The sequence below is a fragment of the Shinella sp. 838 genome, assembly GCF_029623935.1.
Classification (GTDB): Bacteria; Pseudomonadota; Alphaproteobacteria; order Rhizobiales; family Rhizobiaceae; genus Shinella.
Genome location: NZ_JARSBQ010000002.1, coordinates 444,641 through 459,411 on the forward strand (window position 1 = coordinate 444,641; position 14,771 = coordinate 459,411).

Consider the following 14,771-nt stretch of genomic DNA (forward strand, 5'->3'; position numbering starts at 1 on the left):
AGGCCGGCCGAAAAAAAATTTGAGGGCGCAAGCCGACAAAGGCCCATCAAACGGCGTGCGAATCGGCAAAATCCCGGGGAATCAGGGCAACCGGCATGTTCAGGGAATTTCGCTTCTTGGGAGGCCGCTGGTGTGGCGCGGCTTCCGGGAAGAGGCGCGGGCACACCGTCTGGTGCGTCTCGTGCCGCAAGGTCTTATTCCTGTGGGGGAAACTGGCGGAGAAGAAGGGATTCGAACCCTCGATACCGTTTCCGGTATACTCCCTTAGCAGGGGAGCGCCTTCGACCACTCGGCCACCTCTCCGCTCGCGGTTTCACTATGCGGCAGAGCTTGCGATTGCAAGGGCTTTTTGTTTTTCGCCCACATTTTGATGACAGGACCGGGCCTTCGGCTTGAAAGCCGTGTGATGCTGCAGCCGAATTCGAGCTTCTCCTCGTGATGCCGTTTGTAAAAACGGTGCAAGGCGGATCGATGGTGGCGGTCGCGAGCGCGTGATTCCCGATGAGAGCAAGGCCGGCAGATTGCGTTTTCCAACTCGGTGGGGACGTGGCTGGCGTACTCTATATATAGGGCCTTGCAGAGGAGGACTTGTTTTGGGCTCGCGGCCGTGGCCGGAAAACCCGTCGCGTGATTCCCCGAATCGACGTGGGAAAAGCGAGCGCCTCGCCCTCCGGTTCGGGCTGCCGCCGCGTCCCCGGCAGGGAAGGGACGGGGCGGAAACCGCCCCAATGCCATGCGAAAGAGCGGTCCTTGCCCCTGTTTTGCCCGGTCTGTGGCAGGGCAATTGCAGGGTGTCTCTTTGCTAAGTGCCCGCTTCATAAGGCCTTTTGTTAATGATCCATAAACTTTTAGCGATCTGCCCCGCCATTTTGTGTCCTTTCCGCAACAGCGCTGGGCGAAGGCTGACACAAACCCTGCCTCCTTTCAGTTTGGAGATTGCTTACGGAAGCGCGTCTTGTATTTTCACTTTCGGAAGCAGGGGCGGTTGATCGTCCGCTTCCTGAACTTGGGGATGGGGCAGGGAACGCTGTCCTTCAGCAAAAAACCCAGACCCGTTTGAAACTTTTTGACTGGAGGTCAGAAAATGAACATCAAGAGCCTTCTCATCGGCTCCGCTGCTGCTCTCGCAGCAGTCTCCGGCGCTCAGGCCGCCGACGCTATCGTTGCCGCCGAGCCGGAGCCGATGGAATACGTTCGCGTTTGCGACGCATTCGGCACGGGTTACTTCTACATTCCGGGCACCGAAACCTGCCTGCAGATCAGCGGCTACGTCCGTTTCCAGGTTAACTTCGAAGAAGACTCGGCCGGCACGCGTGGCGACGACTGGGGCTACCGCGCTCGTACCCGTGGTTACCTCTCGCTTGACGCCAAGAGCGACACCGAGCTCGGCACGCTGACCGGTCACATCGACCTCCAGGCTGACTCCCACCAGGACGTCTTCCTCGACGGCGCATGGATCCAGCTCGGCGGCTTCAAGGCTGGTTACTTCTACACCGAGTGGGATAAGGGCATCAACGGCGAAACCGACGCTCTCGACAGCGGTTTCCTGAATGTCATCGGCGGCGAAAGCCTCCTGAACGCTGTATCGTACAAGTATGAAGGCGGCGCCTTCTCCGCTACGGTCGCTCTCGAGTCCTTCACCAACGCCAACGCTGGCTTCGTTCGCTTCGAAGACGGCCTCGGCATCTCGGGTGTTGTCACCGGCTCGTTCGGCGCTGTCAGCGTTGACCTGCTCGGCTCCTACGACTTCGACAACGAAAACGGCGCGATCCGCGGTCTCGTTTCCGCTGACGTCGGCCCGGGCACCCTGCAGGGCGCAGTTGTTTGGTCGTCGGGCGCAAGCCGTTACTGGGACGCTTCCGAGTGGTCGGTTGCTGCCTCGTACAAGGCTAACCTGACCGACAAGCTGGCAATCACCCCCGGCTTCCAGTACTGGGGCACGATCGACTATGACGCAGCTGGCGACTACCGCGGCAGCCGCGATGCATGGCGCGCTGGCCTGACGCTCGACTACACGATCGTTACGGACCTGACCACCAAGGTCAGCCTGCAGTACACGGACATCGACAACGGCGCTGGCAACAAGGGCGCTGGCGACGACAACTGGGGCGGCTTCGTCCGTCTGCAGCGTTCGTTCTAATCTGATCTGACCTCTGTCAGTGACGGGAGACCCGGCTTTCGAGCCGGGTCTTTTTCGTTTTGGAATACGTGATTGAAAAATGTGCACAGCTCTTCTGCGCCTTGCGTAAGGTGGATGGATCCGGGAAATCGGGAAGGGGTCAGCCGATGCCGGCGAGGAATGCCCTGACCGATGGGAAGACATCGGCGTGATGCAGCAGCGGGGCATGGCCCTGACCGGGCGCGGTGATCGTCTGCACGGTCGTCGCGTGGGCAGCCATGCGGGCAAGCGTCTCGCGGGAGAACAGGCGGGAATGCTCGCCGCGCACCACGAGCAGCGGTGTCTTCGCCAGAAGCTCGAATTGCGGCCAGAGCGTCGGCAGCGGCTTGGAAAAGTCGATCGCCTGCAACTGTTCGGTCAGCCTGGGGTCGAAGTCTGCAACGACCCGCCCCTCGCGCTCGGCATAGATCGCGTCGGCCATGTCGCGCCAGTCGCCATCGGACAGGGCGGGGAAAGTGGAGCCGTGAATCGCCTTCAGGTCCATGGCCGCCGCGTCGAAGCTGGCTGGAGCCGTCGCGCGCACGAGATAGTCGCGAATGTCCCTTAGTCCATCGGCCTCGATTTCCGGCCCGATATCGTTGAGAACAGCACCCGCAATGCGATCGGGCTGCGCGGCCGCCATGACATGCAGGATGAGGCCGCCGCGCGAGGTCCCGGCAAAGAGTGCGCGGGGGAGATCGAGAGCGTGGAGGACCGCCAGGACGTCCCGGCACTCCATCACCACGTTGTAGTTGGCAGGATCGCTGTCACGGCCGGACTGGCCACGCCCGCGATAGTCGAGCGTGATGACCCGGCGGGGCCGCTCGGCATCCCGCGCAAGGCGCAGGGCGAGCGGATGGAAGTCGCGCCCGTTGCGGCTGAGGCCGGGCAGGCAGACGAGCGGCAGTCGGTCGCCCGCCTCTACCGGTGCATAGTCGCGCGCATGCAGCCACAGTCCGTCTTCAGCTGAAAAGAAGCGGCTCTCAAATCCATCCATCGCTATGCACTCGCCTTGCGGTCAGGGAGGGGCGTTCGAGCGTGGTGCGCGTCGAACGGGTGAGGGAAGGGAAGCCTAGAGTTTGTCAAGGAAAAGTGAAACCCGGTTCTCCTGAAAAACAAACGAAAACAAAGAACCCTAGAGTCTGCCAGATTGAGTATGAAGCTGACAGACCCTAGTTCCAGGCGAAACGGTATCGCCGTGGCTTTGGACAATCTGGGAAAAGATGCGTTGCGGCGGCAACTCTGGCCGATGCGGGGGCATGAACCGCGTCTGAGCCATGCGCAAACAGGCAAGACGCTTTAACGATCTGAACGGCAGCGCACGCATGCCGGAGCGCACCGACAAAGGCAGGTGCGCGATCGGCCGGCCGCCTCAGCGACCGACACTGAGATCGTGGACGATATCGGCCTTTTGGCCGAGCCGGGTCTTGTAGACTTGGTAGTTTTCCATCACGCGCTGCACATAGCCGCGGGTTTCGGAGAAGGGGATGCGCTCGATCCAGTCGACGACCTCGTCGATCGGCTTGCCGCGCGGATCGCCGTAGCGGGCGATCCACTGCGGCACGCGGCGGGGACCGGCATTGTAGGCGATGAAGGTCAGCACGTAGGAGCCGCCGAAATCGCTGATCTGCTCACCGAGATAGTGAGCGCCGAGCGTGGCGTTGTAGGCGGCATCCGTCGTCAGCCGCTCCTTGGAATAGGCAAGGCCATAGCGTTTCGCCACGCCCTGCGCCGTGCCGGGCATCAGCTGCAGCAGGCCCTGGGCATTGGCGGGAGAAACGGCCGCCGGGTTGAAGGCGCTCTCCTGCCGGGCGATGGCGTAGGCCAGCGCCTTGCCGGAGCCGGCAATGTTGGCGCTGTCGGGGATGACGCCGATCGGGAAGGCGAGCGCGGCCACATCGATGCCGCGCCCGAAGGCAATCTTGCCGATCTGCAGGGAAAGCTGATGATTGCTGCCCTTCTCCGCCTGCGCCGCAAGCAGGGCGAGTTCGCCCGGGCTCATCAGCTCGCCGGCGAGCGCCCGATAGAGGCTGTCGCCGCGCCAACCGTGGCCGGCGGCCTGCAGGCGGGCGATCGCCTGCACCGCCTCGCGCTGGTTGAAGCGGGTGCGCTCCTCGGCGCTCGGCTTCGGATAGGCGACGTTCAGTGCCGTGCGGCCGAGCCGTGCGGCGGCAAGCTGGCCATAGAAGGTGCCGGGGAAATTTGCCGCCTTGGCGAAATAGTCCTTCGCCGCCTTCGCATCGCCCTTCTCCGCCGTCCGCCCCAGCCAGTACCAGGCGCGGGAGACGGAGAGCGGCCGGTCGGAGACCTGCAGGATGCGCTGGAAATGGCCGGCCGCGGTCTTGGGATCGTCGAGGTCGCGCAGCGCATACCAGCCGGCATGGAATTCCGCCTCGACGATATCGGCCGGATCGTCCGCACCGTGTCGTGCCGCGACGCGATAGGCATCGCGGGCGTCGCCGAGATCGGCGAGGCCGCGGCTGACGATGCGCTGCTCGTTCCACCAGGCGCCGGGATTGACCAGTCGTGCCGGGTCCTCCGGCATGGCGGAAAAGAGCTTGCCGGCCGCGCGGTATTCTTCGTTGTTGCGCAGGTGGCGGATGCGCAGGAACGTGTAGGCCGGGTCCTTATGCCAGCTCGCATCGACGGCCTTGATCAGCGTGCCCGCCGTCTTGTTCTTGCGGATGACCGCCGCCCAGGCGCGGTAGAGCGACTGCGCCTTGCCGAGATCGCCGAAACGCTGCGCCTGGTCGGCGCGGTCGCGATAGAGCAGCATCTCCATGCGCATCTTGTGATCGCCCGCCGTCAGGAGCGTGCCGAACTCGTCGAGGATCTTCGTCTCGACATCCTTGGAAAGTGTCTCCTTCTGCCAGAAGGAACGCAGCACCTCGCCGGCGCGCGCGGCGTTGCCGCTCGCGACGAGCGCGCGGCTGAGCACGATGGCGCCGTCCACCGTTTCCGGGCGTGTCGTGCCGAAGGCGGCGATGACATCGGCGGTCGGCGGGTTCTCGCGGGAAAGCGCCCGCTCGGAGTTGGCGCGCAGCGCCTTCAGGCCCGGCCAGCCTTTCAGTTCGTTCTGGGCGGCGGCTATTTCCCAGGAGGGGACGCCGCGCTGGCCGGAAACGGCGATCGCCCAGGTCAGGATATGCCGGTCGAGGTTGTCCTTCGGCAGGCGGTTGCGGGCGGCAATGGCGGTGGCCGCGTCACGGTTGGAGAGCGCATCGAGCCCTTCGCGCAGTTCCATGCTTGCCGGCTGCACGCTGTCGGTGCGCGGAATGGCATTGGTGATGATGTCCTTCGAGGGCATATCCGCAGCAAAGCCGAGCGGCTTCACCGCCGGCACGCCGGCGTTGTCGGCCTCGACAGGCGAAGAGCGCAGTGCAAAGCCGGCCACACCGGCTAGGAGCAAGGCGCAAAGGGCAAAACTGTTTCGCGAGATCATGTCACATCCCGGGTGCCTGACCGGCGGTGCATTTCGACCGTCATTTTCCGCCAGATCCTTGACAATCAGTTAACCCTTTGTTGCCTTAACGAAACCTTAAGCGCCGCGCTCACTAAGCCGTGAAGGCGTCCGCTTTCCAGGCGACGGATCAGGGGACGCGAATATTCGCGCATCCGCCGCCCTTCCGCCTTGATCATGCATGAAAAACGCCCCTCGCGCCGCTTGCCGCATGACTGTCACATGATTATTGTGCGGGCGTTTTTAACCACGGAATACGGCCAAAGCATGTAAGCCCACGGGCGGCTCTGGCCTCAGGAGTTCTCGATGCTCAAGGGATCCTTTCCCGCTCTCGTCACCCCGTTCACCGATGCCGGCGCCGTCGATGAAGACGCCTTTGCCGCGCATGTCGAATGGCAGATCGGCGAAGGCAGCCATGGCCTCGTCCCGGTCGGCACGACCGGCGAATCGCCGACGCTGTCGCATGACGAGCACAAACGGGTGGTGGAACTCTGCATCAAGGTCTCGGCCGGCCGCGTGCCCGTGATCGCCGGCGCAGGCTCGAACAACACGAAGGAAGCGGTCGACCTCGCCCAGCACGCCGAAAAGGCCGGCGCGAATGCGATTCTCGTCGTCACGCCCTATTACAACAAGCCGACGCAGAAGGGGCTCTTCGCGCATTTCGCGGCGATTGCCGAAAGCGTGAAGCTGCCGATCGTCATCTACAACATACCCGGCCGCTCGGTGGTCGATATGTCGCCGGAGACGATGGGCGCGCTGCACAAGGCCTATCCCTCGATCGTCGGCGTCAAGGACGCGACCGGCAAGATCGAGCGTGTGTCCGAACAGCGCATCACCTGCGGCAAGGATTTTATCCAGTTCTCCGGTGAGGACGCGACCGCGCTCGGCTTCAACGCCCATGGCGGGACGGGATGCATCTCGGTGACGGCCAATGTCGCTCCGCGCCTGTGCGCGGAGTTCCAGCAGGCGACGCTTGCCGGCGACTATGCAGCGGCGCTGGAATACCAGGACAAGCTGATGCCGCTGCACAAGGCGATCTTCCTCGAGCCCGGCCTTTGCGGTGCGAAATATGCGCTGAACCGCACGCGCGGCATGAACCGGTTCGTCCGTTCGCCGCTGCTGTCCTCGCTGGAGCCGGCGACGGAGGCGGCCATCGACGCGGCGCTTCGCCACGCCGGCCTCTTGAACTGACATGGCGACGAAAGCCCGCCCGACGACGGTCAAGAAGATTGTAGCGGAGAACCGAAAGGCCCGCTTCAACTACGAGATCATCGACACCTACGAGGCCGGTCTTGTCCTGACCGGCACGGAGGTCAAGTCGCTGCGCGAAGGCAAGGCGAACATCGCGGAATCCTATGCTTCGGACGAGGGCGGCGAGATCTGGCTGATCAATTCCTATCTGCCGGAATATCTGCAGGCCAATCGCTTCAACCACGAGACCCGCCGGCGGCGCAAGCTGCTGCTTTCGAAGCGTGAGATCCATCGCCTGCGCATCGCGATCAACCGAGAGGGCATGACGCTGGTGCCGTTGAAGGTCTACTTCAACGATGTCGGCCGGGCCAAGCTCGAACTCGCGCTTGCCAAGGGCAAGAAGCTGCACGACAAGCGCGAGACCGAGAAGGAACGCGACTGGAATCGCCAGAAGGGCCGCCTGCTGCGCGAACGCGGCTGAGGCGACCCTTCTTCTTCGACGTCTTTTCCTTAGAACTGGCTGTAGAGCTGTGCGATGACCGACTGGTGCGCGCTGCGGGCGGCCTGCTGGTTGCCGGTATCCGCAGGCACGTCCGGCGACGCGGCCGGGTTGGCGCTCGGCGTGCGGGCGGTCAGGAAGCTTGCCATCAGGCTGTTGAGATCGTTGCTCTCGATGGCAAGGCGTGCGGTCGGGTTGCGGCCGTTGGCAACACGCTCATCCGCCGCCCCCTGCGACGGTGGGACGGCGTAGGAGGGCAGGGCGGAGATGCCCGGCAGCCCGTTCGACGTATAGAGGAAGCTGAGATCGCCAATCTCCTCGGCGATGTCGGACGGGGTCGATACCTGGGTGACCGGCTGCGGCGCTGCAAGCGCGGCAAGGGCCGAGACCGCCGGGCGGGTTTCCGCCGCCATGGCCGGTGCGCGCACGTCCAGCGTGCTCGATGCTCCCCGGTAGCTGTTTGCCGAAAGCGATACTGCGTCCACCATCGTCCCGATGTCCCAATGCGAAATGACTGTCCGATATCGGGAATAGCAGGGGAGTCTTGAAGAACCTTAAGACCCGGCAAGGGTATTTGATTCAATGTTTAAGGAAAGCTTGAAAAGGCCGGATTTCGGCACTTCTCCCTCGTGCGGCCACACACGAAATCCTTGTCAGGTGAGCATCGCCCCGCTCATTGCCGTCATCCCCGGCCCTGTGCCGAGGATCGACATCTGCACCTGGAACATGGGCGGAGGGCTGCCTTATTCGCCAACGGTTTCCACTGGCTCGACGACGCGCTGCGGGCGTTCCGAAGGATCGCGGCCGATTTCGGCCTTCAGCGAGCCGAGGTCGATGAAGTAATCGGCCTGGCGGCGCAGGTCGTCGGCAATCATCGGGGGTTGTGTCTGCATGGTCGAGACGACGGAAACCTTGCGGCCACGGCGCTGCAGCGCCTCGACGAGCGTGGTGAAATCGCCGTCGCCTGAGAAGATGACAAGGTGGTCCACGGTCTCGGACTGCTCCATCGCGTCGATGGCGAGTTCGATGTCCATGTTGCCCTTGATCTTGCGGCGGCCGAGCGAGTCGGTGAATTCCTTGGCAGGCTTCGTGACGACCTTGTAGCCGTTGTAGTCGAGCCAGTCGATCAGCGGGCGGATCGAAGAGTATTCCTGGTCTTCGATCAGAGCTGTGTAGTAATAGGCGCGCAGCAGATAACCACGCTTCTGGAAGGCCTTCAGGAGCTTTCTGTAGTCGATGTCGAACCCGAGTGTCCTGGAAGCCGCATAGAGATTTGCACCGTCGATGAAGAGGGCGATTTTCTCGCGGGGGTCGAACATACTGTGCAATCCTTTTAAATAGAAGTGGATACAAACGGTTGAGTTTTGGCCGAGTGCCGAGGTGGCCGGATGCACTATCCGGTTGAATTAACTCTTTTTCATATAATCTTCATTTAGGGCAGAGGGCCCGGCTTTCCAAGCAAACCTAGGTTGCGAAGGCCATTTTTCCCCCCGGCATCGTTTCAGAAAAATCAAGGGCGTCGGAATTGGGGAATAGTTCCCGCGCTTTACCCTATTTGTCCGATCTTTCGGCTTTTTACTTTCCGTAACGTGAGGGCTAAATCAGAAGTTACATGGGCAGCCTTACGACACGCGCCACAGCGCCTTGGGGAAGGAAAAACTTGAATTTGCCGTCCATTGCCTGTATCGGGCATGCAAACTCATGAAATTCTCGATCACAAAGGACAGGCAATGGCCCGTGTCACCGTTGAAGATTGCATTGACAAGGTAGACAACCGCTTCGAGCTGGTTCTTCTTGCAAGCCATCGTGCCCGCCTCATCTCGCAGGGCGCCGCCATCACCATCGACCGCGACAACGACAAGAACCCCGTCGTCGCGCTGCGCGAGATCGCCGATGAAACCCTTTCGCCTGATGACCTCAAGGAAGACCTGATCCATTCGCTGCAGAAGCATGTTGAAGTGGACGAGCCCGAGCCCGATCCGGCCAGCATGGTCGTCGATGCCGCCACCGGTACGGTTGCGATCGAAGAGGACGAGGACCAGCCGGAAACCATCGCCTTCGACCGCATGTCGGAAGAAGAGCTGCTGGCCGGCATCGAAGGCCTCGTGCCGCCGGAAAAGAGCGACGATTACTGATTTCGGTTACTTTACCGAAGCCTTTGATATTGCGAATGTCGGTGCGCCCCTCTTAAGGTCGGGGCGCACTTTTTTTTGCCCCGCCGTGCCGGGGAGGGAGCCGATCGAGAATGATGCGTCAATATGAACTCGTCGAACGGGTTCAGAAGTACAAGCCCGACGTCAACGAGGCCTTGCTGAACAAGGCCTATGTCTATGCCATGCAGAAACATGGCCAGCAGAAGCGGGCGAGCGGCGATCCCTATATTTCGCATCCCCTCGAAGTGGCCGCCATTCTCACCGAGATGCGGCTCGACGAATCGACCATCGCCGTCGCCCTGCTGCATGACACGATCGAGGACACCAGCGCGACGCGCGCGGAAATCGACGAACTGTTCGGCGAGGATATCGGCGCTCTGGTCGAGGGCCTGACCAAGATCAAGAAGCTCGATCTCGTCTCGAAGAAAGCCAAGCAGGCGGAAAACCTGCGAAAGCTGCTGCTCGCCATTTCCGACGACGTGCGCGTGCTCCTCGTCAAGCTCGCCGACCGGCTGCACAACATGCGCACGCTGGACCACATGACACCGGAAAAGCGCGCCCGCATCTCCGAGGAGACGATGGACATCTATGCGCCGCTCGCCGGCCGCATGGGCATGCAGGACATGCGTGAAGAGCTGGAAAACCTCTCCTTCCGCCATATCAACCCGGAAGCCTTCGACACCGTCACGCGCAAGCTGGAAGACCTGTCCCAGCGCAACGAGGGCCTGATCCGCAAGATCGAGGACGAACTGCGCGAGTTGCTTGTTGTCAACGGCCTGCCGGACGCGCTCGTCAAGGGCCGGCAGAAGACGCCCTATTCGGTCTTCCGGAAGATGCAGTCGAAGTCGCTCTCCTTCGAGCAGCTTTCCGACGTCTACGCCTTCCGCATCCTCGTCGACGACATTCCCGCCTGCTACGCGGCGCTCGGTATCGTGCACACCCGCTGGCGTGTCGTGCCGGGCCGGTTCAAGGACTACATCTCGACGCCCAAGCAGAACGACTACCAGTCGATCCACACGACGATCGTCGGCCCGTCGCGCCAGCGCATCGAACTGCAGATCCGCACCAAGCGCATGCACGAGATCGCCGAATACGGTATCGCCGCCCATTCGCTCTACAAGGACAAGGAAGTGGCGAACGGCGAGGTTGCCCGCTCGCCGGGCTCCAACGCTTATGCCAGGTTGCGCCGCACGATCGAATCGCTGGCGGAAGGCGACAATCCGGAAGAGTTCCTCGAGCACACCAAGCTCGAGCTCTTCCAGGATCAGGTCTTCACCTTCACCCCGAAGGGCCAGCTCATCACCCTGCCGCGCGGCGCGACGCCGATCGATTTCGCCTATGCGGTGCACACCAATATCGGTGATACCTGCGTCGGCGCGAAGATCAACGGGCGCATCATGCCGCTCGTCACCCGCCTCAGCAACGGCGACGAGGTGGAGATCATCCGCTCGGGCATCCAGGTGCCGCCGCCGGCCTGGGAGGAGATCGTCGTCACCGGCAAGGCGCGCGCCGCGATCCGCCGCGCCACCCGCGCCGCCGTGCGCAAACAATATTCCGGCCTCGGCTACCGCATTCTGGAGCGCACCTTCGATCGCGCCGGCAAGTCCTTCTCGCGCGACGGCCTGAAGCCTGTCCTGCACCGGCTGGGCCAGAAGGAAGTGGAGGACGCCATTGCCGCCGTCGGTCGCGGCGAGCTTTCCTCGCTCGACGTGCTGCGCGCCGTCTTCCCGGACTACCAGGACGAGCGTGTCACGGTGAAGCCGAGCTCGGACGACGGCTGGTTCAACATGCGCAGCGCGGCAGGCATGGTGTTCAAGCTGCCGGGCAAGGCGAAGACGGCGCTGGAGGAGGGGGCGAGCGAAACCGGCCCTGAAGCCCTGCCGATCCGCGGCCTCTCCGGCAATGCCGAGGTGCATTTCTCCGTCGGCGGTGCCGTGCCGGGCGATCGCATCGTCGGCATCATGGAGAAGGACAAGGGAATCACCATCTACCCGATCCAGTCGCCGGCACTACAGAAGTTCGACGACGAGCCGGAACGCTGGATCGACGTGCGCTGGGACCTCGACGAGGCGAACAACACCCGCTTCATGGCGCGCATCATGATCAATGCGCTGAACGAGCCGGGCACGCTCGCCGAAGTCACCCAGACGATTGCCACCAGCGACGTCAACATCCGCTCGATGTCGATGACGCGCGTGGCGGCCGACTTCACCGAGGTGCATATCGATCTGGAGGTCTGGGACCTGCGCCAGCTCAACCAGCTGATGAGCCAGTTGAAGGAACTTCAGTCCGTCTCGACGATCCATCGCGTCTTTACATGACAGTTTCTATGCAAAAATGTGGCATCCTGCCTTGAATAAGGCAGGTTTGCCCAAGATTTGACCAGTCATTATGCGCCTGTTGCATGGCTGTATTGGCATAGTGTCGCTGGTGTCTTTGGGGTGAAATCCCTATCTTCTGCATCGGGAGGTCAACCGAAAGAGGTTTACCAATGTTGAAGCAGATCAAGAATTTCACCCGCGCCCTGCGCATCCCGACTCCTGAAGACCGCGAAATGGCCTATCTCAACGGCGCCATCGACCGGATCGACCTGGAATACCGCCAGCGTCAGATCGACCGCGGCCTCTTCCGCAAGTCCTACTAAGCTCCGCGGATCCGTGTGGCGCCCCTCCGGCGCCACGGCGACCGTCTTGTCTGGCGCCATGAGGGCGCCATTGAAATGCCACCAACGGATCGGCTATGTCTGAGCCATGTTGTTCCGACGCCGAAAGAAGACAAGCTGGCCTGGCCGATTGCGCGAATTCTTCTGGCCGCGCAAAGGCTTCACGCGTCCGGCGCGCTACCTCGCCAAGCGAATCCTGCGCCTGTCCGCCTCGCCGCATGCGGTGGCCGCGGGCGTTGCAGCCGGTGCCTTTTCGGCCTTCACGCCGCTCATCGGTTTTCACGTCATCCTGGCGCTTGCGCTCGCCTATCTGATGGCCGGCAATCTGCTGGCCGCCGCGCTTGCCACCACCATCGCCAATCCGCTGACCATTCCGCTCATCGCGCTTGCGACCTTTCGCGTCGGCGAGGCGCTGCTCGGCATCAAATCCGCCGAGGCGGTGACGGCGGCCGAGCTGTTTCACCGGCTGGAGCATCTGCAACTGTCCGAGCTCTGGCAGCCCGTGCTGAAGCCCATGCTTGCCGGCGCCGGCGTTCTCGGCATCGTGGCCGCCGTGTTTGCCTATGGCGTCACGCGTTTCGCCGTGCGCTCCTTCAAGGCCCGCCGCCATGCCCGTCTTCTCGAGCGCGCCGGCCTTGCAGCGGCTCATCCTGCCCTTTCCCGCGGAGACAAATCCCTATGATCATCGGCATCGGCAGCGACCTCATCGACATCCGCCGGGTGGAGAAGTCGCTGGAACGCTTCGGCGAGCGCTTTACCCGGCGCTGCTTCACCGAGATCGAGCAGGCGAAGTCCGACGGACGCAAGAACCGCGCGGCCTCCTATGCCAAGCGTTTCGCTGCCAAGGAGGCCTGTTCCAAGGCGCTCGGTACAGGCCTCGCACAGGGTGTGTTCTGGAGGGACATGGGCGTCGTCAACCTGCCGGGCGGAAAGCCCACCATGAAGCTGACGGGCGGCGCGCTGGAGCGGTTGACGCAGATGCTTCCCGCGGGCCACGAAGCGCGCATCCACATCACCATCACGGACGATTTTCCGCTGGCTCAAGCTTTCGTGATCATCGAGGCGCTGCCGGCCGGAACGCCCGGATAACAGGCGCCCAGCGTCTTTTTGACCGACACGATTTCCAACAGGCAACCTTTCCTCTATAGAGGGCCCCATGTTTGCAGATAAGGACAGACCCGGCGTGGCAGAGAAGACTGAAAAGGCCGAAGGCGGCCTGTGGGAAAACGTCAAGGTGATCATCCAGGCGCTGCTGCTCGCCGTCGTGATCCGCACCGTGCTTTTCCAGCCCTTCACCATTCCCTCCGGGTCGATGATGCCGACGCTGCTCGTCGGCGATTATCTCTTCGTCAACAAGTTCTCCTACGGCTATTCGAAATATTCGCTGCCGTTCTCGCCGAACCTGTTCTCCGGCCGTATTTTTGCAAGTGAACCCGAGCGCGGCGACATCGTCGTCTTCCGCTTCCCGCCTAACCCCGACATCGACTATATCAAGCGTCTCGTCGGCCTGCCGGGCGACCGCATCCAGGTGCGTGACAGCGAGCTGTTCGTGAACGGCGTTGCCGTGAAGCGCGAACACAACGGTTTCTTCCGTGCCGACGACCAGTACGACACCGGCGAGGATGTTCCGGTCTTCCGCGAAACCATGGACAACGGCGTCGCCTACGACACGCTGGACACCCGTCCGGGCACCGTCGGCGACAACACGCGAGAATTCATCGTGCCGGAAGGCCACTATTTCATGATGGGCGACAACCGCGACAACTCGGCCGACAGCCGCTTCGATGTCGGTTTCGTACCTGCGGAAAACCTGATCGGCCGCGCAAGCCTCATCTTCTTCTCGCTCGGCAACGACACGTCCTTCTCCGAGATCTGGAAGTGGCCGACGAACCTTCGCTGGGACCGCCTGTTCAAGGTTGTTGAATGAAGGGCGCCATTCCGCTGAACGACGTCAACCGCAAGGCCCTCGAGGACCTGATCGGCTACGCCTTCACCGACAAGGACCGTCTCGACCGGGCGATCACCCATGCCAGCGCCCGGCCCGGCAAGGGCAGCAATTACGAGCGGCTGGAATTTCTGGGCGACCGCGTGCTTGGCCTGTGCGTCGCCGAGATGCTGTTCCGCACCTTCCGCGAGGCGAAGGAGGGCGAGCTTTCGGTTCGCCTGAACCAGCTTGTCAGCGCGGAAAGCTGTGCGGCGGTCTCCGATGATCTTGGTCTGCACCGCTTCATCCGCACCGGCGCGGACGTCAAGAAACTCACCGGAAAAGCCATGCTGAATGTGCGGGCCGATGTGGTAGAGTCGCTGATCGCCGCGATCTATCTCGATGGCGGGCTGGAAGCGGCGCGCGGCTTCATCCTCGCCAACTGGCAGGGCAGGGCGGCGCGTGCGGAAGGCGCGCGGCGCGACGCCAAGACCGAACTGCAGGAATGGGCGCATGCCAGGTTCGGCCTGACGCCGAACTATAGGGTGGACGAGCGTTCGGGACCGGACCACGACCCCCGCTTCACCGTGACGGTGGAGATCAGGGGCGTCGCACCGGAAACCGGCATCGACCGCTCGAAACGGGCCGCCGAACAGGTGGCCGCGACGAAGATTTTGGAACGCGAAGGCGTCTGGCCCAAGGGTCAAACCGCGGATTGACGGAT

The 14,771-nt window shown here is 62.6% G+C and carries 14 protein-coding genes and 1 tRNA gene; 10 read left to right on the forward strand and 5 right to left on the reverse strand.

The window, feature by feature from the left end:
• Window positions 1-213 precede the first annotated feature (213 nt).
• Window positions 214-303, reverse strand: a tRNA-Ser gene (locus tag P9A16_RS09795).
• 781 nt (window positions 304-1,084) lie between these two features.
• On the opposite strand from P9A16_RS09795, the gene P9A16_RS09800 reads away from it, so the two are divergent.
• Window positions 1,085-2,140, forward strand: coding sequence for a porin (locus P9A16_RS09800; RefSeq protein WP_024269985.1), 1,056 nt, complete (start codon window positions 1,085-1,087; stop codon window positions 2,138-2,140).
• Window positions 2,141-2,279: 139 nt separating this feature from the next.
• Here the strand turns inward: P9A16_RS09800 and P9A16_RS09805 are convergent, their stop codons facing one another.
• Window positions 2,280-3,155 (reverse strand): alpha/beta fold hydrolase, encoded by an 876-nt coding sequence (locus P9A16_RS09805; protein WP_023515709.1) that lies wholly within the window; start codon window positions 3,153-3,155, stop codon window positions 2,280-2,282.
• A gap of 375 nt (window positions 3,156-3,530) precedes the next feature.
• Window positions 3,531-5,600 (reverse strand): lytic transglycosylase domain-containing protein, encoded by a 2,070-nt coding sequence (locus P9A16_RS09810; RefSeq protein ID WP_024269986.1) that lies wholly within the window; start codon window positions 5,598-5,600, stop codon window positions 3,531-3,533.
• A gap of 324 nt (window positions 5,601-5,924) precedes the next feature.
• On the opposite strand from P9A16_RS09810, the gene dapA reads away from it, so the two are divergent.
• Window positions 5,925-6,809, forward strand: coding sequence for a 4-hydroxy-tetrahydrodipicolinate synthase (gene dapA, locus P9A16_RS09815; protein WP_023515411.1), 885 nt, complete (start codon window positions 5,925-5,927; stop codon window positions 6,807-6,809).
• Between the two features lies 1 nt (window position 6,810).
• Window positions 6,811-7,290: an SsrA-binding protein SmpB gene (gene smpB / locus P9A16_RS09820; RefSeq protein ID WP_023515412.1), complete on the forward strand. Its 480-nt coding sequence runs from the start codon at window positions 6,811-6,813 to the stop codon at window positions 7,288-7,290.
• A gap of 29 nt (window positions 7,291-7,319) precedes the next feature.
• On the opposite strand, the gene P9A16_RS09825 is transcribed toward smpB, so the two are convergent.
• Together P9A16_RS09825 and P9A16_RS09830 are read right to left on the reverse strand one after the other, a co-directional pair.
• Window positions 7,320-7,796: a hypothetical protein gene (locus P9A16_RS09825; RefSeq protein ID WP_023515413.1), complete on the reverse strand. Its 477-nt coding sequence runs from the start codon at window positions 7,794-7,796 to the stop codon at window positions 7,320-7,322.
• Between the two features lie 255 nt (window positions 7,797-8,051).
• A complete protein-coding gene (locus tag P9A16_RS09830; RefSeq protein ID WP_024269987.1) occupies window positions 8,052-8,627 on the reverse strand; it encodes a LabA-like NYN domain-containing protein in 576 nt (191 codons plus the stop codon).
• Window positions 8,628-9,038: 411 nt separating this feature from the next.
• Between P9A16_RS09830 and rpoZ the strand changes: the two genes are divergently transcribed.
• From rpoZ to rnc, 7 genes are all read left to right on the forward strand, one after another.
• Window positions 9,039-9,443: a DNA-directed RNA polymerase subunit omega gene (gene rpoZ, locus P9A16_RS09835; protein ID WP_024269988.1), complete on the forward strand. Its 405-nt coding sequence runs from the start codon at window positions 9,039-9,041 to the stop codon at window positions 9,441-9,443.
• A 110-nt stretch (window positions 9,444-9,553) separates the two neighbouring features.
• Window positions 9,554-11,782 carry a RelA/SpoT family protein gene (locus tag P9A16_RS09840; RefSeq protein ID WP_023514974.1) on the forward strand — a complete coding sequence of 743 codons (2,229 nt, stop codon included), beginning with the start codon at window positions 9,554-9,556 and terminating at the stop codon, window positions 11,780-11,782.
• 170 nt (window positions 11,783-11,952) lie between these two features.
• Window positions 11,953-12,105, forward strand: a complete 153-nt coding sequence (locus P9A16_RS09845) for a DUF3563 family protein (protein ID WP_023513882.1) — start codon at window positions 11,953-11,955, stop codon at window positions 12,103-12,105.
• 106 nt (window positions 12,106-12,211) lie between these two features.
• Complete coding sequence (locus tag P9A16_RS09850; protein ID WP_023513881.1) at window positions 12,212-12,805, forward strand: DUF2062 domain-containing protein; 594 nt, start codon at window positions 12,212-12,214, stop codon at window positions 12,803-12,805.
• Entirely contained in the window at window positions 12,802-13,212 is a 411-nt protein-coding gene (gene acpS / locus P9A16_RS09855; protein ID WP_023513880.1) for a holo-ACP synthase, read from the forward strand. The genes P9A16_RS09850 and acpS overlap by 4 nt, the downstream gene beginning before the upstream one ends.
• Window positions 13,213-13,279: 67 nt before the next feature.
• Entirely contained in the window at window positions 13,280-14,050 is a 771-nt protein-coding gene (gene lepB, locus P9A16_RS09860) for a signal peptidase I (RefSeq protein ID WP_023513879.1), read from the forward strand.
• Window positions 14,047-14,766, forward strand: coding sequence for a ribonuclease III (rnc, locus tag P9A16_RS09865; protein WP_023513878.1), 720 nt, complete (start codon window positions 14,047-14,049; stop codon window positions 14,764-14,766). Before lepB ends, rnc begins: the two co-directional genes overlap by 4 nt.
• Window positions 14,767-14,771: the final 5 nt, after the last annotated feature.